Genomic DNA, 18,086 nt, shown 5'->3' on the forward strand with positions numbered 1-18,086 from the left:
TTAAAATTTCTCCTTACAAATTGATTTTCTTAACGCCACTCATATCAACTTTCAATGCAGACATTACCGAGTCAATATTATTTTTATTAATTGTTTTAGCAAAACCATCCGGTATTACAACAATTCTAAAGGTTTGATCTTGAGTCCAACTTGCTGGCAATGTGTTAAGATTAAAATTTGCCGAAAGATAGATATTTACATCAAATCTAGAATAATCAAAATTAAAATCTAGTGCACCTCCATCATTAAAATAATACGTTTGAGGCATTAACTTCCAAACATCCTGACCATTTACAGTATCGTATAAATGATATACTAAAACAGAATCCGAGGAATAAATTGGCGGATCAAATACGACCAATCTACTATAATTATTATTGGAATTGAATGAAGTCGTAACTTCAAACACTTCATTTCTTGGGGCATCATCATATACTTCTGTTACTTCACAACTTTGTAGTGCCATCATCCCGATGAAAACTAAAAATAAGGTAATTTTTTTCATTCGATTTCGTTTTTATAATTTATATAAAAGACTCTATTCATGAATTGTGCCAAACTTTATTGTGAAGAATAATGTACTTTTGAATTATGGAGAAGAAACTTAAATTATACATGATAATGCTAGGCTGCGTGCCAGAAGGACGGTTTACAGAACAGCATGATATTTTTTTTGGAATTGGTAATTCCTTGAAAGAATTGATTCCTCATATCAATCTTTTTTGGCCAGAAGCCAAAGGTAAAATTCATATTGATGTTTGGCGAGAAGTTTCTGTCGTTGATGACTTCGCTATTGAAATTGTTCCAAAAAATACTGAAGCACAAGTTCCCCCAGAACAATTATTTTTCATCAATTTAGGAGGGTATAAAGAAAATGAATTTGAAGAATACCATTATAAAATGATTACAGTTGCTACTAGTTTAGCATTAGCATCAAAAAAATCAAAAAAAACTGCATTTTACAAACATTGTGGTTTCAAAGAAGCACCTTCGCATATTGACGATCAATACGGAATTGATGTAGATGATATTTACAATGTTGCAGATATGCTGCCAGTACAATTCAAAGCTTTATATTCGTTAAAAATCATAAAGTCAGAAATACAATTAGAACAAAATCCGCTGCATATAGGCTATTTGAAATTGAAAAAAATTAAAGATTAATCAATAAAAAAGCCTTTCATTATTATCTATGAAAGGCCTTTTGAAATTTTTAAAGAATATAAATCTATTTCACCACTAGAGTATTATTTTTTAAGATTTTGCTGAAAAATAATACATGAGAAGGCAATGCATTTTCCCAATATTCCCAAGTATGCGCTCCTGGCCGTTCCGTGTAATCGTGAGCAACTTTACTATAAACAAGTCTTCGGTGTAATTCTCTATTAGATTCAATCAAAAAATCATCTACTCCACAATCTATAATCAATTCCAGCTTGTTACTTTTTATTTTATCCACCATATTCAAAACCGCATTAGAAGCATATACTTCCTGTGGCGCTCCTTCAATTCCAAAAACAGGCTCCATTAATTTAGTTACTCGTTCCTTTGATTCTGGATTAATTATACTTCCCATATCTACCGCTCCACTCATACTTCCAGCGGCACAAAACAGTTCCGGATGTCTTGTCGAAAGATACAAAGCTCCGTGGCCTCCCATGGAAAGCCCAGTAATTACACGCCCTTTTCTGTCATTTATGGTTCGATAGGTATTATCTACTTTTTCAATTACTTCTTTCGTAATATAAGTTTCAAACTGACTTCCTTTATTAACAGGACTATCCAGATAAAAACTGAATGTTTCTCCCTCCGGCATTACAATTATGATATTATATTGGTCAGCTAAATTGTGTAATAAATTCTTATCCGGAGTTTTAGATAACCAATCATTAAAATGACCATAAGCGCCATGCAACAGATAAAGAACAGGATAATTAGCTTTGCTTTTAGCATAAGAACTTGGTAAAACTACCGCAGCTTTATATGTTTTATTCATTGCCATGCCAGGAATTTGCAACGTATCGGCTTTTGCCGCATAAGAAACAGCTACATGCCCAAAAAGGAAAAATAAGAATACAATTTGAAATTTTTTCATTGGAACGTTTTTTAGATGATTGAAAAGTAAATATAATACTTTAGAATAAATAAAATAAAGCCACAATAATTACAAACAAAAAAAGCCTTTCATCGCTGAAAGGCCTTTTAAAAAAATTTATAAATTAATTCCAACTAAAAGTGGGATCAGCGATTCACACACTTTTTGCGATGCAAAAAGTGGTTCTCTGCTTACATATTTCTTCTATACTGACCACCTACTTCAAATAAAGCAGATGTGATTTGTCCCAAAGAACAAACCTTAGTTGCTTCCATTAAATGTTCAAATAAGTTTTCGTTTTTAATGGCAGCTTCCTGAAGCGTATTTAAATGCTCATTTACTAAATCTTGATTCGATTGATGCAAATGGTTCAACATATCAATTTGGTATTGTTTTTCTTCTTCCGTAGCACGAATAACTTCCGCTGGAATTACCGTTGGAGAACCTTTGGAACTCAAGAACGTATTCACACCAATAATTGGGAATTCACCTGTATGTTTCAACGTTTCATAATACAAACTTTCTTCTTGAATTTTACTTCTTTGGTACATGGTTTCCATAGCACCCAGCACTCCTCCACGTTCGGTAATTCTATCGAATTCCTGTAAAACTGCAGCTTCAACTAAATCTGTTAATTCTTCGATAATGAAAGCGCCTTGAATTGGATTTTCATTTTTGGCCAAACCTAATTCTTTATTGATAATCAACTGAATTGCCATCGCACGACGCACTGACTCTTCCGTAGGCGTTGTAATTGCTTCGTCATACGCGTTAGTATGTAAGGAATTACAGTTGTCATAAATAGCATACAAAGCTTGCAAAGTGGTACGAATATCATTGAAATCTATTTCCTGTGCGTGCAAAGAACGTCCCGAAGTCTGAATGTGGTATTTCAACATTTGCGCACGCTCGTTAGCACCGTATTTATTTTTCATGGCTTTCGCCCAAATTTTACGTGCTACACGACCAATAACGGCATATTCCGGATCTACACCATTCGAAAAGAAGAATGATAAGTTTGGTCCAAAATCATTGATGTTCATGCCACGACTCAAATAATATTCTACATACGTGAAACCATTTGAAAGTGTAAATGCCAATTGTGTAATTGGATTTGCTCCTGCTTCGGCAATGTGATACCCTGAGATAGAAACCGAATAGAAATTTCTAACATTCTTGGTAATAAAATATTCCTGTACGTCACCCATCAATCGCAACGCAAATTCAGTAGAGAAAATACAAGTATTTTGTGCTTGGTCTTCTTTTAAAATATCAGCCTGAACCGTTCCACGAACTTGAGACAATGTTCTTGCTTTGATTTCGTCATACACTTCCAAAGGTAAAACCTGATCTCCTGTAACGCCTAAAAGCATCAATCCTAAACCGTTATTTCCTTCGGGTAAATCCCCTTGATAATGCGGTCTTTCGACTCCTTTAGCTGCGTATATTTTGTTAATTTTTGCTTCAACTTCTTTTTCAAGACCATTTTCTTTGATGTAAAACTCACATTGTTGGTCAATCGCCGCATTCATAAAAAAGCCTAATAACATGGGTGCTGGTCCATTAATAGTCATACTCACCGAAGTCATCGCATGAACCAAATCAAAACCAGAATATAGCTTTTTAGCATCATCCAAGCAACATATAGAAACTCCGGCATTCCCTATTTTCCCATAAATATCAGGACGTACATGTGGATCGTTTCCGTATAAAGTCACACTGTCAAAAGCAGTTGACAATCTTTTAGCAGGCAATCCCGCACTCACATAATGAAAACGTTTGTTGGTTCTTTCCGGTCCGCCTTCTCCAGCAAACATTCGAGAAGGATCTTCTCCTTCACGTTTGAAAGGATACAACCCTGCAGTAAAAGGGAATTCTCCAGGAACATTTTCCTGCAGACACCAACGTAAAATATCACCCCAAGCTTTATACTTTGGTAATGCAATTTTCGGAATTTGAGAATGTGAAAGCGACTCTGTATGCGTAGCCATTTTTATTTCTCTGTCACGAACTTTAAACGTGTAAACTGGATTCTTATACTTGTTTACTTTCTCATCCCAAGTCAAAATGATTTCCCAATTGTACGGATCCAAATCCATTTTTACTTTTTCAAACTGATTCAGTAAAAGATTCAAAAATATTTTATCCTCGGCAGCACCCGATTTCTCCAATTCTATAGCTGTTGGCAAAACAGAATCATCATTGATTCCTGCTTTGTTTATTTCAGGTATTTTCTTGGCTACTGTTTCAATCGTTTTGAAAATTCCATATAATTTCTGTGCCACTTGTTCTTGGCTTACCGCAGTAACATCATATTTACGGTTACTTTCGGCAATTTCAGATAAATAACGGGTTCTATGTGGCGGAATAACGAAAATCTTCTCGCTCATTTCACGAGTGATTTGGAACGTTGATTTCAAATCAGAATTTGTTTTCTCATGGACTTTGTCCATAATCGCTTTGTACAGCGTATTCATTCCAGGATCGTTGAACTGCGAAGCAATGGTCCCGAAAACTGGAAGCGTATCTAAATTAGCATCCCATAGATTGTGGTTGCGTTGGTATTGTTTTTTCACGTCTCTTAACGCATCAAGAGAACCGCGTTTGTCGAATTTGTTTATTGCTACCAAGTCAGCAAAATCAAGCATGTCGATTTTTTCCAATTGGGTTGCAGCACCAAATTCTGGTGTCATTACATATAAAGAAACATCGGAATGATCCATAATCTCTGTATCGGATTGCCCGATTCCAGAAGTCTCCAAGATGATGATATCATAATTTGCCGCTTTAATTACTTGAATTGCATCGGCAACATATTTTGACAAAGCCAAATTCGATTGGCGTGTAGCCAATGAACGCATGTAAACACGAGGATTATTGATAGCATTCATTCGGATTCTATCTCCTAAAAGTGCTCCACCTGTTTTACGTTTGGATGGATCAACAGATATTAATCCGATTGTTTTTTCCGGGAAATCAATTAGAAAACGACGTACCAATTCATCCACCAAAGATGATTTTCCAGATCCACCGGTTCCTGTTATTCCAAGAACTGGAGTTTTACAACCCTTATTCTTTTTTTGGATGGTTTCCAAAGTTTTAGCAGCAACATCCGGAAAGTTTTCTGCTGATGAAATAATTCTGGCAATTGCTTTTGGATTTTTTTCTTCTAAATGATTAATTTCATCCGTCAGTTTATCGCCAACAGGATAATCCGATTTTTGTACCAAATCGTTTATCATTCCTTGTAATCCCATCGCACGTCCATCATCCGGAGCGTAAATTCTGGTGATTCCGTACGCTTGCAATTCAGCAATTTCTGAAGGCAGAATTACACCACCGCCACCGCCAAATATTTTGATTTGACCCGCTCCTTTTTCCTGAAGCAAGTCATACATGTATTTAAAATATTCGTTATGTCCTCCTTGATAGGAAGTTATCGCAATTGCATTCGCATCTTCTTGAATCGCGGTATTAACTACTTCTTCCACGCTGCGGTCGTGACCTAGATGAATCACCTCAACACCAGTAGATTGAATAATTCTACGCATGATATTGATTGCTGCATCGTGACCATCAAAAAGGGCTGCTGCGGTTACAATTCTTACTTTATTAACAGGGATATACGGTTTTACGGGTTCCATTTTATGAATATGATAATTTAAGTGTGCAATTTACAATTTTATTTTAAAAATTATTTGATGTTGCTGCTCGTTGTTAATAAATAAGGAAGAATTTTGTTATTTAGCCCCGATTGCAGCGACATCTCCCGATTTAGAAAAAGAAGGCTTTTTTTTAGCCGTAGTTTTTATTTATCGGGAATACAGCGGAAAGCGGGACAAATCGTCATTAATACTACTAAACTTTGTGCTCCTAAAGAATAGTTGGCTTTGTTTTTGAATAAGTAGTATTTTTACAAATGCCGGAAGGCGAATTAATAAATAAACAATTTACGATGAAGAAAATTTTAGTTTTAGCAGTAGCAATTTCACTTTCCAGTTGTGCCGAAATGCAACAAGTTATGAATCAATTTCCGCAAACGCAAGGAATTGGCGGTGTTGATATTGCCGGCGGATTAAAGGAAGCACTGAATAATGGGATTTCAAAACAAGTGACCAAACTGACTGCCACAGATGGTTTTTACAGAAATGAAGCCGTGAAAATTTTATTGCCGGAAGAATTAAGAAAAGTAGACGCCGGTTTGAGAAGAATTGGATTGAGTTCTTTGGCTGATGAAGGATTAAAAGTATTGAATCGTGCTGCTGAAGACGCGGTAAAGGAAGCGACGCCAATATTTGTTGACGCTGTTAGAAACATGACTTTTATGGATGCTAAAACGATATTGATGGGCAATGAAAGTTCGGCGACGAATTATTTACAAAACAGTACTTCGACGGCTTTATACGGAAAATTTAATCCAGTGATTAAAAATTCGTTTACTAAAGTTGGTGCCGATAAAGTTTGGACCAATATTATTACAAAATACAACAGCATTCCTCTAGTAAATAAAGTAAATCCTGATTTGACAGATTATGTTACGAATCAAGCGCTGAATGGCGTTTTCAAAATGGTTGCCGTTGAAGAGAAAAACATCAGAACGAATTTGAGTTCCAGAACTTCTGTTTTGTTGCAGAAAGTTTTTGCGATGCAGGATAACAAATAGATTGAAATTGGGCTGTTTTTTTTCAAACATTAAACAGCCAAATTCAACTTTTTTATAAAAACAAATACGTTTAGTTTTGAAAAATACTATTCATTACTAAGAACAAAGCTGAAAACAGAACGCTAATGCAGAAAATTACAATCCTAATCCATTGCGAAGATCAAAAAGCAATTATTGCCTCCGTTACTAATTATATTTCGTCCATTGATGGCAATATTATTTATTTAGACCAACATGTTGATGCCGATGAAAACGTATTTTTCATGCGTTTAGAATGTGAATTCAGTGCTAAAAACTGGAATATAGAAGCTATTAAAACTGATTTTCAAGCCAAGTTAGCTTCTCCGTTTAAGATGTCATGGGAAATGTATACCCAAAACGAAAAACCAAGAATGGCTTTGTTTGTTTCTAAATACGACCATTGTTTGTATGACATTTTAGGACGTTACAGCGCTGGCGAATTGCCTCTTGAAATTCCTTTGATCATAAGCAACCATGAAGATTTGAAGTGTGTGGCAAAACGTTTTTCTATTCCGTTTCATTATGTTCCTTTCACGAAAGATATTAAAGCGGAAGGCGAACAAAAGCATTTGGATTTATTGAAAGAATACAATATTGACTTTATCGTTTTGGCACGCTACATGCAAATTATCACTCCAAATTTGATTGCACAATATAAAAATCAAATTATCAATATTCATCACTCTTTTCTGCCTGCGTTTCCTGGAGCAAAACCGTATCATTCGGCTTTTAAACGCGGTGTAAAAATCATTGGTGCCACCAGTCATTATGTGACCGAAGGATTGGATGAAGGTCCGATTATCGAGCAGGATATTGCCCGTGTTTCGCACAGTCATTCAATAGAAGATTTTATTATGAAAGGACGTGATCTGGAACGCATGGTTTTGGCCAGAGCCATAAAATTGCATGCCGAGAGAAAAACAATGGTTTATGACAATAAAACGGTAGTGTTTTTATAAAAAACAATCCTTTTTCGAATTGTTTCTGCACTCAATATTGTCAACCATACACCAATACAATCTTTTGAAACTGGAATTAATTGTAAAGAATAAAAAGTGTAAAAAATCTTAACTTATGTGCAACAAAGTAATAACAAAATCTTAACAGCAAAACGTTTCCTTAAGTGTGATCTTTGCAGAGTAATAAACTGGTTATTTATTATTTTGGTTTTGGTTAGTTAAAGAATTGCCTGCATTCATAGTGCAGGCATTTTTTATTTAGTTGTATTTATAAAAGACAGAACCGCATCATTGAAAGCATTAGGTTGTTCCACATTGACTACGTGTCCACAGTTTTCTATTACGAAGAGTTTCGATGATTTATAATGATTCTCCACTACTTTACGCACCGAAGGTAAAAACATATAATCCTCCTCACCCATTACATAAAGCGTAGGAATATTCAATTCTACCTGACGGAACCATTTCAGCACGGGATTTATTTCAGCTGTGAGTTTAAACCACTTTATAAATTCTTTTTGGTATAACTTCTTGGCCTCATTGATAAAAAGGACACGTGATTGCTTATGACTTTTTTTAGGCATAATCACAAAGGCAAAAAACTTGTATAAAACCAAATAAGGCAAAACATATTTAAACATATTTCCTAATCGCATCAATACTTGAGAACGGAAATTCATTTTCAGTATTGCACCACCCAGAATCATGCTTTGCACGCGTTCCGGATACATTTCAGCCAATTGTCTGATGAGAATAGTACCCAATGAAATACCAACGAAATGTGATTTTTTTATTTTAAGAAAATCTAAGACTTCCAGAATATCATTGGCCAAAGCCGAAAAAGTATATTTCTGTTTGAAAGCCGTCTTCAAAGTGGGTTTTGATTCCCCGTGACCCCGCAAATCCAATAACAATACATTATATTGTTTCTTGAAATCGCGAATTTGCTTAAACCAGATAGACGAACTTCCTCCGGCACCATGAACAAAAGTTACCCACTGATCACTGTTTTTATTTTCGTATATGGTATAATTGATCACGTATTTTTTTTTGTAAAAATAGGACTTTAATTTTAAATCCCAATCTTAACAAAAAATAGTGCGTTTTTTATAATTGTATGCCGTAAATTTGCAAAAAAATTACACCGATGATTGGATTATTGAAAGAGAAAAGTGAAATAGAAAAACTTAAAAAAGAATACCAAATACTTGCGAAATTTAATTTCGACCTCGAAAAAAACCCTATAAATCCCACTGAAACTCCGGAAGAATTAATTTTAGAGGAATGCGAATTATAATTTTTGATGCATTTTTTTAAAATAATCAAACGCTTTTAGCAATCGGCTTCCGTACCAGGAAAACATTTCACCATCTACAAAAACCGTTTTTGCATGATGCGTAAAACGACCTATTTCAAAAGCATCTTCCTCTTTGAAAGGGTACGGCTCTGAAGAAAGGAAAACAAAATCCGGATCGCCCTCTAAACGCATTTTTTTGAGTTCGATTTCCGGATAACGCCCTTTGTTGTCATAAATATTCTGAAAGTGGTTCAGTTTCAGTAATTCATTGATGAAATTATCAGAACCAGCAACCATAAAAGGATTTTTCCAAATGAAATACGCTGCCTTTTTAACTGGTTTATCTTTGATGAAATTTTTAAAATCGCTAAAGGCAAAAGCCAATTTGTCGTTCCATTTCTGCGATTCGGTTCTGCAATTAAAGAGTTGACCAAAGTCGGTTATCATTTGAAAATTATCTTCAATCGTGATGATATTTGTCACCCAAACTGCACAGATTTTACGTAGTTCTTCTACTATTTCTTGAGTGTTTTCCTCTTTATTACAAATGATAATATCCGGTTGCAGCAATCTGATTTTCTCAAAATGAACTTTTTTGGTTCCGCCAACGATTTTCTTAACAGACTTAAAATGATACGGATGCACACAGAATTTGGTAATCCCAACAATTCGGTCTTCCAAACCTAAATCATAAAGTAATTCGGTTTGAGAGGGAACTAATGAAATAATACGTTTTGGAGACGTTTCAAATGAATGAGTTGTTCCTATTTGATCGATTAGATTTTTTTGTTTCAAGTTTATAGTTTAAAGTTCATATTATTAAAACATAAATTAGCAGCTTTTTAACCATTAAGAAATTAAGAAAAGTTCAGTTTTTTTACATACTGTCAATAAATACAAGTTAGCTCCAAAATAAAATTTAAAACATATAAGCCATATAAGTTCATTTAAGTTGCGAAATCTTCGAATCGTTTATCTTATATGTCCTAATATGGCTTACATGGTTAACTACTATATTGTGCTTTTTTTGCAATTAAGAAATTAAGCTTTAAAGTATTTCTTAAAGAAACTTAATGTCTTAATGGTTCTGAGAATTGTGGAGTAGTAATAACATTTCGTGCTGACAAAAACTTAAAGGTTTAATGTTCAAAGTTGGGCAACCTGAAACTTTAAACTTTAAACTTTAAACTCATTATCTCTTCCATTTCCTGTTGCATTTTCAACGCTTCTCCTCTAGCCTTTTCAGCAAAATCAGTTTCATTTGAAGCATAAATAATTGCTCTTGAGGAATTGATCAGTAACCCAACATTGGAGTTCATTCCGTATTTAGATACTTCAGCAAGACTTCCGCCTTGCGCACCAACTCCGGGAACAAGTAAGAAACTATCTGGAACAATTTTACGGATTTCAGTGAAGTATTCCGCTTTGGTAGCGCCTACAACATACATCAGGTTTTCACTGTTTTTCCATGTTTTAGACGTTTCTAACACCTGTTTGTACAATTCTTTTCCTCCCGAAGCGTCGGAAAAATTCAACGTCTGAAAGTCGAATGCACCTTCATTAGAAGTCAAAGCCAACATAATCGTATGCTTATTTTCGAAAGCCAGAAAAGGCTCTACCGAATCTTTGCCCATGTAAGGCGCAACGGTAACACTGTCAAAATTTAAATCTTCAAAGAAAGCTTTCGCATACATTGACGATGTATTTCCAATATCACCGCGTTTTGCATCAGCTATAGTGAAGATATCAGGATATTTTTCGTTGATATAGTTAATAGTTTTTTGAAGTGACATCCACCCTTTTATACCGTACGCTTCATAAAAAGCGGTATTGGGTTTATAGGAGACCGTTAGGTCATGTGTGGCATCAATAATTGCTTTATTGAATTCGAAAATAGGATCTTCCAATTCTAATAAATGCTTTGGAATTTTGTTCAAATCAACATCTAAACCTACACATAGGAAGGATTTTTTGAGTTGTATTTGTTGAATTAATTTTTGTGTTGTCATTTTATCTGTAGTTGTGGCGCAAAATTACGAACATAGAATCAATATCACTTATAATCCTAAAACAATATTTGAATTCTTTAGAACATTGCAGGTATAATCCGTTGCAATGGAATTTATGAAGAGGAAATAAAAAATATTTAAAACCCCGTTATTAAATACAAAACAAGTATACTCGAGAGAATTTTTACTGACAAAAATCAGTATCAATTGATTGCTTTTTAAATTTCACTACTGTTAAAAAAAACACAAAATTAACTATTGTTGAATGTTTTCAAATTTTATCATCATAGCTTAAAAACAAGAAAATGATCATGTAAAACATTAATAATCAATAAAAATATAAAATTTAGTTACAAAAAAACTGGCACAAAATTTTACTTATAACCCTTTTCGGTTTTTAAATTCAATTTTCTCTAAAACTCAAGATGAATTTGAAAGCAACCTTTTTATATCTTTACCCTTAAACAAAAATATTTATGAAAGTATATTTGAAGTTTGACTATGCTCAACTGACAAAAAAAATTGTTCAAGAAAAGCTATCCGAATTAGGATATAAATTTAATATTATCGGTTTTGGTGAATTTAATTTTTTAGAAAAAATACCCTCTGAAAAAGTAGCTGAAATCACTGCTGTTTTTAAAGAATATGGCATAGAAATAGTTGAAAACCAGAAAAGTGTTTTGGTTCAAAAAATAAAAGACGCTATCGTTGAAATGGTCAACAGTGATAAGCCGTTAAACATAAAAAGCTCCGTGTATATTGCGGATAAATTAAATCTTAGTTATGCCTATTTGTCCAATGTTTTTTCTGAAGTAACCTATACTTCTATTGAAAATTTTATCATTATTCAAAAAATAGAATTAGCGAAACAATTGATGATCAACACGCCACTTAATTTGACTGAAATTTCTATCCAGTTGAATTATTCTAGTGTAGCACATTTAAGCACGCAATTTAAGCATACCACTGGAATGACGCCTTCTGCTTTCCAGCGCATTATTTCGAAACGAAGAGAATTATCCAATAAAAACAACAATTAAACCAATAGTATATGACTACTGATTTTATAAATATTTGCCTTGCAGACGATGACGAAGATGACAGATTGTTTTTTACGGATGCATTTGAAGAATTAAAAATAAACACCAAAGTGAGCACCTTCAACGATGGTGTTGAGTTAATGAATTATCTTAATCATGAAGATTCTGTTTTGCCAAACGTTTTGTTTCTGGATTTAAACATGCCAAAAAAGAATGGAGTTGAATGTCTATTGGAAATTAAAAAGAACGAAAAACTGAATGACATTGCAATAGCCATCTATTCTACTTCATCATCTGAAGAGCATATTGAAGAAACGTTTATAAACGGTGCCAATATCTACATTAAGAAACCAAATGATTTCGATAATTTAAAAAAAATCCTTTCAGAAGTAGTGACCATCAATTGGCAATACCATACCTCTGGCCTGAATAAAGATAATTTTTTAATGAGAATGTAAAATGAATTATTTGCAACTTCACAAATCACCGCTTTTTTTAAAAATAATTTTTATTATTTCTGTTGCAGTAATATTTTTTATTGGCGGTATTACTTTCAAACATATTACGGTTTTAAAAAAATCGTCCAATTATGTAAGTAATAGTCATGAAGTGAATACTGAACTTGAACGCTTGATTTCATTCATAAAAGATGCTGAAACCGGTCAAAGAGGTTATATCCTAACTCGGGACAAAAAGTTTCTGGAACCCTACCTAAAATCAAAAAATTTAGTTAAGAAATCTTTTAACGAAGTATCTAAACTTACTAAGAATAGCAGAACACAGCAGGCAAATCTAAAAAAGTTATTGTTTTTTATTAATAAAAGGCAAAATTACCTCTCAAAAACCTTATACCTCACAGAGCAGAAAAATTATGATGAAAAACAATTAGTTTCTAATCTTTTAATAGGTAAACAGGCTATGGATTCTATTAGATTGAAGATAGAAGACATGATGATTGCCCAAAAAAACCTACTGAATAACAGACAAAAAGAGTATGAATCTACAATGAATTATACGCCTTTACTCATCTATTTAACGCTAATAGTTACGCTTATTTTAATCACAATTGCTTTTATCAAAATGAACCGGGATTTAATCATCCTAAAAAGCACTATAAATACTCTTTCTGTTGCGATTGAAGCCAGTAAACTGGCAGAAATTGTAGGAGGTTTTGGAAGTTGGCAATACAATCTTGAGACTCATGAATACACTTTCTCTGATAACGAATACCGATTATTAGGATGCGAGCCGCAGTCCTTCACAGCAAGTGTGGAAGAGTTTTATAAATTTGTGCATCCTGATGATCTACAACACGTAATTGATAATGCAAATATTATTCCTACCGACTCTATATTGCCGCCTTTTACCTATAGAATTATACGAAAAGATGGTGAAGTCAGATATTTTAGAGCTTTGGGGAGGGTTGTAACCGTTGCTTCTGGTGAGAAAACACACATCGGAACTACCAGCGATGTAACCGAAGAGATGTATGCTCAAAATTTTATTGAGGAACGTAATAGAGAACTGGAAAGCAACAATAAAGAACTTACCGCATTCAATTATATTGCCAGTCATGACTTACAGGAACCGCTAAGAAAAATAGAAACTTTTCTTTCCAGACTAGTGAGTAAAGATTATGATAATTTATCTAAATCCGGTCAGCAATACGTTTCCAGCATTCAATCTTCAGCAAAAAGAATGCGCGTTCTTATTGAAGATTTATTACAATTCTCCCGAACTAATAAAGCTGAAAAAGTTTTTGAAGAGGCTAATTTGAATTCCTTATTAGATAATGCAAAACAAGAATTAGCTCAAGTCATTGAGGAGAAAAATGGAATCATAGAAAGCAACACCCTGCCTACCCTGCATGTAATTCCTTTCCAAATACAGCAGTTATTCATTAATCTTATCAGCAACTCATTAAAATATAGCAAACAAGATGTCGCGCCAGTTATTAAAATAAATTCGACGCTAATCAGTGCGCAGGAAGATAATTTTCTTCCTAACAACAATAACAATGCTAAATATTACAAAATTACTATCGAGGACAACGGTATAGGCTTTGAACAAGAATATGCTAAAAAGATTTTTATTCTTTTTAACCGACTGCACAACAAAAATGAATACGCAGGAACAGGAATTGGTTTAGCAATCTGTAAAAAAATAGTAGAAAACCACAAGGGATTTATCGTAGCGAATGCTGAACTTAATGAAGGAGCCACATTTACTATTTATATTCCTGCTGAATAAAAAACCATTCCCTTCTTCTGAAAATACTACGTTCTCCTTAAATTTTTAAGGAAACCTATTATCAAATACTTTTACGTACCTATTTTGGTTTTGTAAAAGTATTTTTTTTTTATATAAAAACTCAATAATCAACACATTCGATATTTATTTTCAAAATATCATCCATCATCTTCTAAACACGACTGAACCCACTCTAAAACTAATTGTTATTGCCGGTATTGCTTGATAAAAAACCAAATTCTATAATGCCACATTTAAATTCTGTAACAATATTCGAAATTGATGTAACATGCAATTGCAATCGCCATCGCATCTTTGTAAAACAGAAACAAACAATTAAAAATATACAAAGATGAAAAATTTAAAGAGAGTCTTAGCCGTTGTTTTAGTAACATTAGGAGCTGCAAATGCAATTCAAGCACAAGAAAGTGGCGCATCATTGGGAATAAAAGGAGGTTTGAACATGTCCAATTTATATACAGAAGATGTTGATGACGAAAATGTTTTAGCCGGTTTCAATATTGGTTTATTCGCACAACTTCCTTTAACTTCAAGCCTATCATTGCAACCAGAAGTTAGTTACACTACAAAAGGAGCGGAACTGCAATACAACAACGCCTTTGCTGAGGGAACAGGAAAATTCAGACTGAACTACATTGAAGTTCCTGTATTGTTGAAAGCAAATCTTACAAAGAATTTCAATGTTCAATTTGGACCTTACGCAGCATTTCTGGTAAACTCAAAAATCACCAACGAATCCACAAATGGATCGTACAACTTTGAAGAAAATGTTAATGAAGACGACTTAAATAAATTTGATTTCGGTGTAGCTGCAGGAGTTGGATTTGATTTTGACAGCTTTGGAATAGGTGCCCGATATAATTACGGACTAAGCACTGTTGGAAAAGAAAGAACAGTTCTTGGACAAACATACACTTTTCCAGATTCTAAAAACAGCGTTTTGAGTATATACGCAGCGATAAAATTTTAATACTAAACAGTAATTCAATAACATCATGTCAAATCTATTATACGCAGTTGCAGTGGTGCTCGTAATCCTTTGGGCGTTAGGATTCTTCGTTTACAGCGTGGGCAGCATGATTCATATTTTATTGATCATAGCAGTAATAGCCATTTTACTGCGAGTAATAAGAGGATAAATAATTTAAATTTTAAAAAAATAAAGCCATGAAAAATAACAATATAGCATTAGGAATACTTGGAGGATTAGCAGTAGGAGCGGTATTAGGAATACTATTTGCTCCGGCAAAAGGTTGCGAAACCAGAAAGAAAATCGTGGATAAAAGCACGGACTTAGCAGAGTCGCTTAAAGATTCATCGGATAAATTATCCAATGTGATTTCGCAAACAATAAATGATCTCAAAAACGAATCCCAACAATTGTTAGGAAATACAAAGGAGGTCATTAAGGCAGAAATTGCAAATGCAGACAACTTGAAAAACATCAATAAGCCAACGCTTTAAGAGACAACTTCCGTTCAGCGGAAATGTATAAAAGGTATAATTCAAAAATTAAGCTCAAAAATTTATTCATTAAAGTAAATTATTATGAAAAACACATTCAATATCAAAACAGTTTTCACAACGTTAGCTATCGTATTAGGAATAGCGACGACAAGTGCGCAGGAAGTACAAAATTACGATCAGGGATTTCGTCTTGGAGTTGGAATCAACGGAGGACTTCCTCTTGACAATCCGTACGATTTCAGTTTGGGTGCCGATGCAAGACTTCAGTATGATTTATCCCAAAAATATTCGCTGACCCTAACCACAGGATTCAGCAATATGTTTGTGTCAGGTGACAATAATGACTTGGGTTACATTCCTGCAAAAGCCGGTTTCAAAGCTTTTGTCCTTAAAGACCAATTGTATTTAATGGGAGAAGTTGGTGCTGCATTTGCAGTTACAAACGGATACAATGATACCTCTTTGTTATTGAGCCCATCCATTGGATATGCTACGGATAAAATTGACATCAGTTTGCGATACGAACACTTTAATGACTTTCCAGTTGTTAAAAACGACGTAGCTAAAGATGGTTTAGGACAAATATCGCTTCGATTAGCATACGGTTTCAAATTATAAGAAAAAACCCAAAATGAAAAATGCACTAGTACTATTCGGTTTTTTTTTCCTGACAATCACTTTTACCTCGTGTCAAAGTGAAAAGGAAAAGAAAGCCGAATTGGTTACAAATAAATACATTCGCTTTATTGATTCGGTTACCCAAAAAACTACTGCTGATGCAGCGGCAAATTGGTCCACTATTGAAAAATATTTCGAGAAACAATCCACGGAACTCAATAGCACGATTGACGACTTAGAAGATACAGCGGCCTTTGATGCCAAAATTGATTCCGCAACCGCCAAATATGAAGCGTTCAGGAATTCTATTCGGCAACAAAAAGGAATTTTAAAAGGCGCAAACCTTTTAGAAAAATAATATTGGTTAGTTATGGATGCAAAAAAACCAGCGGAAAATTTCTTTTCGCTGGTTTTTGGTTTTGTAGCATTCTGGTTTGTTAGAAAGCCTCGCTGGCTTCTTTTAATTTCTCCATGTTATTTACCAATTGAAGCTCATCAATCAATTTTTGAATTTTACCATTCATTACACCGTCCATATCAAAAACATCCATTCCTACCCTATGATCAGTAACACGACCTTGAGCATAATTATAGGTACGGATTTTTGCTGAACGGTCACCAGAACTTACTTGTGAGGTACGTTTTGTTGCATCTTCGGCTTGCTTTTTAGCTAATTCTTGTTCGTACAAACGAGAACGCAAAACACCAAAAGCTTTGTCTTTATTTTTATGTTGCGATTTCTGATCCTGACATTGTGCTACCAATCCGGTAGGAATGTGGGTCAAACGAACCGCCGATTTCGTAGTATTTACCGATTGTCCACCAGGTCCTGACGAACAAAAGAAATCCACACGCACATCATTCATATCAATTTGTACGTCAAATTCCTCCGCTTCCGGAAGAACCATAACTGTCGCTGCTGATGTGTGAACACGTCCTTGCGTTTCGGTTTGCGGTACACGTTGCACACGGTGCACACCAGCTTCAAACTTCAAAGTTCCGTAAACATCCTCACCGGTAACTTCAAAAATCACCTCTTTGAAACCACCCGAAGTACCTTCATTCATATCTACCACAGAAGTTCTCCAACCTCTGTTTTCACAATATTTTGTGTACATACGGAACAAATCTCCCGCAAAAATACTCGCTTCATCCCCACCCGTTCCGGCGCGAATCTCGACCATCACGTTCTTGGCATCTTCCTCGTCTTTCGGAATCAACATAAACTTGATTTCATCCTCTAGTTCCGGCAATCTTCCCTTGGCTTCGTCGAGTTGCATTTTGGCCATTTCGGTCATATCTGCATCACTGTTATCAGCAATTATTTCGTTTGCTTCATCGATATTCGCCATCAAAATAACGTATTCATCGCGCTTTTCAGCCAAAGCTTTTAAACTTTTGTACTCTTGATTCAATTGCACATAACGCTTCTGATCCGAGATTACATCCGGCTGAATAATCAAATCCGAAATCTCATCGAAACGTTGTTTTACTATTTGAAGTCTATCTAACATTTTCTTAGTCCTTTATTTAGACTGCAAAATTACGAAAAAAGTATTCAGTTTGCAAGGTTCGCAATTTAGATTGTCATTGCGAACAATGAGAAAAGAATTGTGTGGCAATCAGGAGCTGTTTCCTGCTCTCAT

At 34.5% G+C, this 18,086-nt stretch carries 19 protein-coding genes; 12 read left to right on the forward strand and 7 right to left on the reverse strand.

Features of this window, described 5'->3' with window-relative positions; translation table 11 throughout:
• Window positions 1–13 precede the first annotated feature (13 nt).
• On the reverse strand, window positions 14–505 hold the full coding sequence (locus DR871_RS00170; RefSeq protein WP_113665391.1) for a hypothetical protein: 492 nt from the start codon (window positions 503–505) through the stop codon (window positions 14–16).
• Window positions 506–591: 86 nt separating this feature from the next.
• On the opposite strand from DR871_RS00170, the gene DR871_RS00175 reads away from it, so the two are divergent.
• Window positions 592–1,164, forward strand: a complete 573-nt coding sequence (locus DR871_RS00175) for a DUF1543 domain-containing protein (RefSeq protein ID WP_113665390.1) — start codon at window positions 592–594, stop codon at window positions 1,162–1,164.
• A gap of 64 nt (window positions 1,165–1,228) precedes the next feature.
• Here the strand turns inward: DR871_RS00175 and DR871_RS00180 are convergent, their stop codons facing one another.
• Together DR871_RS00180 and DR871_RS00185 are read right to left on the reverse strand one after the other, a co-directional pair.
• Window positions 1,229–2,095, reverse strand: coding sequence for an alpha/beta hydrolase (locus DR871_RS00180; RefSeq protein WP_113665389.1), 867 nt, complete (start codon window positions 2,093–2,095; stop codon window positions 1,229–1,231).
• A gap of 191 nt (window positions 2,096–2,286) precedes the next feature.
• Complete coding sequence (locus tag DR871_RS00185) at window positions 2,287–5,739, reverse strand: methylmalonyl-CoA mutase family protein (RefSeq protein ID WP_113665388.1); 3,453 nt, start codon at window positions 5,737–5,739, stop codon at window positions 2,287–2,289.
• A 311-nt stretch (window positions 5,740–6,050) separates the two neighbouring features.
• Between DR871_RS00185 and DR871_RS00190 the strand changes: the two genes are divergently transcribed.
• The gene (locus DR871_RS00190; protein ID WP_113665507.1) at window positions 6,051–6,758 is read left to right on the forward strand and encodes a DUF4197 domain-containing protein; all 708 of its coding nucleotides are present in this window, start codon (window positions 6,051–6,053) and stop codon (window positions 6,756–6,758) included.
• A gap of 125 nt (window positions 6,759–6,883) precedes the next feature.
• The gene (gene purU / locus DR871_RS00195; protein ID WP_113665387.1) at window positions 6,884–7,738 is read left to right on the forward strand and encodes a formyltetrahydrofolate deformylase; all 855 of its coding nucleotides are present in this window, start codon (window positions 6,884–6,886) and stop codon (window positions 7,736–7,738) included.
• Window positions 7,739–7,992: 254 nt separating this feature from the next.
• Here the strand turns inward: purU and DR871_RS00200 are convergent, their stop codons facing one another.
• Window positions 7,993–8,778, reverse strand: a complete 786-nt coding sequence (locus DR871_RS00200) for an alpha/beta fold hydrolase (RefSeq protein WP_113665386.1) — start codon at window positions 8,776–8,778, stop codon at window positions 7,993–7,995.
• A 107-nt stretch (window positions 8,779–8,885) separates the two neighbouring features.
• Here DR871_RS00200 and DR871_RS16360 point away from each other — a divergent pair, with 107 nt between their 5' ends.
• Window positions 8,886–9,035, forward strand: a complete 150-nt coding sequence (locus tag DR871_RS16360) for a hypothetical protein (protein ID WP_165355290.1) — start codon at window positions 8,886–8,888, stop codon at window positions 9,033–9,035.
• Here the strand turns inward: DR871_RS16360 and DR871_RS00205 are convergent.
• Window positions 9,030–9,830 (reverse strand): ABC transporter substrate-binding protein, encoded by an 801-nt coding sequence (locus DR871_RS00205; RefSeq protein WP_165355291.1) that lies wholly within the window; start codon window positions 9,828–9,830, stop codon window positions 9,030–9,032. The genes DR871_RS16360 and DR871_RS00205 overlap by 6 nt on opposite strands.
• A 374-nt stretch (window positions 9,831–10,204) precedes the next feature.
• A complete protein-coding gene (pyrF, locus tag DR871_RS00210) occupies window positions 10,205–11,044 on the reverse strand; it encodes an orotidine-5'-phosphate decarboxylase (RefSeq protein WP_113665385.1) in 840 nt (279 codons plus the stop codon).
• A gap of 476 nt (window positions 11,045–11,520) precedes the next feature.
• Here pyrF and DR871_RS00215 point away from each other — a divergent pair, with 476 nt between their 5' ends.
• The 8 genes from DR871_RS00215 (at window position 11,521) to DR871_RS00250 (ending at window position 16,798) form a co-directional block, all read left to right on the forward strand.
• Window positions 11,521–12,084 carry a helix-turn-helix domain-containing protein gene (locus DR871_RS00215; protein WP_113665384.1) on the forward strand — a complete coding sequence of 188 codons (564 nt, stop codon included), beginning with the start codon at window positions 11,521–11,523 and terminating at the stop codon, window positions 12,082–12,084.
• 11 nt (window positions 12,085–12,095) lie between these two features.
• Window positions 12,096–12,542, forward strand: coding sequence for a response regulator (locus DR871_RS00220; protein WP_113665383.1), 447 nt, complete (start codon window positions 12,096–12,098; stop codon window positions 12,540–12,542).
• Between the two features lies 1 nt (window position 12,543).
• A complete protein-coding gene (locus DR871_RS00225) occupies window positions 12,544–14,334 on the forward strand; it encodes a sensor histidine kinase (protein ID WP_113665382.1) in 1,791 nt (596 codons plus the stop codon).
• A gap of 352 nt (window positions 14,335–14,686) precedes the next feature.
• Window positions 14,687–15,325 carry a porin family protein gene (locus tag DR871_RS00230; RefSeq protein WP_113665381.1) on the forward strand — a complete coding sequence of 213 codons (639 nt, stop codon included), beginning with the start codon at window positions 14,687–14,689 and terminating at the stop codon, window positions 15,323–15,325.
• Between the two features lie 25 nt (window positions 15,326–15,350).
• A complete protein-coding gene (locus tag DR871_RS00235; RefSeq protein WP_113665380.1) occupies window positions 15,351–15,494 on the forward strand; it encodes a lmo0937 family membrane protein in 144 nt (47 codons plus the stop codon).
• A gap of 28 nt (window positions 15,495–15,522) precedes the next feature.
• On the forward strand, window positions 15,523–15,819 hold the full coding sequence (locus DR871_RS00240) for a YtxH domain-containing protein (protein WP_113665379.1): 297 nt from the start codon (window positions 15,523–15,525) through the stop codon (window positions 15,817–15,819).
• 84 nt (window positions 15,820–15,903) lie between these two features.
• A complete protein-coding gene (locus tag DR871_RS00245; protein WP_113665378.1) occupies window positions 15,904–16,440 on the forward strand; it encodes a hypothetical protein in 537 nt (178 codons plus the stop codon).
• 13 nt (window positions 16,441–16,453) lie between these two features.
• Entirely contained in the window at window positions 16,454–16,798 is a 345-nt protein-coding gene (locus tag DR871_RS00250; RefSeq protein WP_113665377.1) for a hypothetical protein, read from the forward strand.
• 79 nt (window positions 16,799–16,877) lie between these two features.
• Here the strand turns inward: DR871_RS00250 and prfA are convergent, their stop codons facing one another.
• Window positions 16,878–17,954 (reverse strand): peptide chain release factor 1, encoded by a 1,077-nt coding sequence (gene prfA, locus DR871_RS00255; RefSeq protein WP_113665376.1) that lies wholly within the window; start codon window positions 17,952–17,954, stop codon window positions 16,878–16,880.
• Window positions 17,955–18,086: the final 132 nt, after the last annotated feature.

The sequence above is a fragment of the Flavobacterium petrolei genome (assembly GCF_003314435.2).
GTDB lineage: Bacteria > Bacteroidota > Bacteroidia > Flavobacteriales > Flavobacteriaceae > Flavobacterium > Flavobacterium petrolei.

What these genes read in the sequence shown, in the direction of transcription:
- DR871_RS00170 (WP_113665391.1), bottom strand. Translation starts at nt 505, where the DNA reads ATGAAAAAAATTACCTTATTTTTAGTTTTCATCGGGATGATGGCACTA.
- DR871_RS00175 (WP_113665390.1), top strand. Translation starts at nt 592, where the DNA reads ATGGAGAAGAAACTTAAATTATACATGATAATGCTAGGCTGCGTGCCA.
- DR871_RS00180 (WP_113665389.1), bottom strand. Translation starts at nt 2,095, where the DNA reads ATGAAAAAATTTCAAATTGTATTCTTATTTTTCCTTTTTGGGCATGTA.
- DR871_RS00185 (WP_113665388.1), bottom strand. Translation starts at nt 5,739, where the DNA reads ATGGAACCCGTAAAACCGTATATCCCTGTTAATAAAGTAAGAATTGTA.
- DR871_RS00190 (WP_113665507.1), top strand. Translation starts at nt 6,051, where the DNA reads ATGAAGAAAATTTTAGTTTTAGCAGTAGCAATTTCACTTTCCAGTTGT.
- purU (WP_113665387.1), top strand. Translation starts at nt 6,884, where the DNA reads ATGCAGAAAATTACAATCCTAATCCATTGCGAAGATCAAAAAGCAATT.
- DR871_RS16360 (WP_165355290.1), top strand. Translation starts at nt 8,886, where the DNA reads ATGATTGGATTATTGAAAGAGAAAAGTGAAATAGAAAAACTTAAAAAA.
- pyrF (WP_113665385.1), bottom strand. Translation starts at nt 11,044, where the DNA reads ATGACAACACAAAAATTAATTCAACAAATACAACTCAAAAAATCCTTC.
- DR871_RS00215 (WP_113665384.1), top strand. Translation starts at nt 11,521, where the DNA reads ATGAAAGTATATTTGAAGTTTGACTATGCTCAACTGACAAAAAAAATT.
- DR871_RS00220 (WP_113665383.1), top strand. Translation starts at nt 12,096, where the DNA reads ATGACTACTGATTTTATAAATATTTGCCTTGCAGACGATGACGAAGAT.
- DR871_RS00225 (WP_113665382.1), top strand. Translation starts at nt 12,544, where the DNA reads ATGAATTATTTGCAACTTCACAAATCACCGCTTTTTTTAAAAATAATT.
- DR871_RS00230 (WP_113665381.1), top strand. Translation starts at nt 14,687, where the DNA reads ATGAAAAATTTAAAGAGAGTCTTAGCCGTTGTTTTAGTAACATTAGGA.
- DR871_RS00235 (WP_113665380.1), top strand. Translation starts at nt 15,351, where the DNA reads ATGTCAAATCTATTATACGCAGTTGCAGTGGTGCTCGTAATCCTTTGG.
- DR871_RS00240 (WP_113665379.1), top strand. Translation starts at nt 15,523, where the DNA reads ATGAAAAATAACAATATAGCATTAGGAATACTTGGAGGATTAGCAGTA.
- DR871_RS00245 (WP_113665378.1), top strand. Translation starts at nt 15,904, where the DNA reads ATGAAAAACACATTCAATATCAAAACAGTTTTCACAACGTTAGCTATC.
- DR871_RS00250 (WP_113665377.1), top strand. Translation starts at nt 16,454, where the DNA reads ATGAAAAATGCACTAGTACTATTCGGTTTTTTTTTCCTGACAATCACT.
- prfA (WP_113665376.1), bottom strand. Translation starts at nt 17,954, where the DNA reads ATGTTAGATAGACTTCAAATAGTAAAACAACGTTTCGATGAGATTTCG.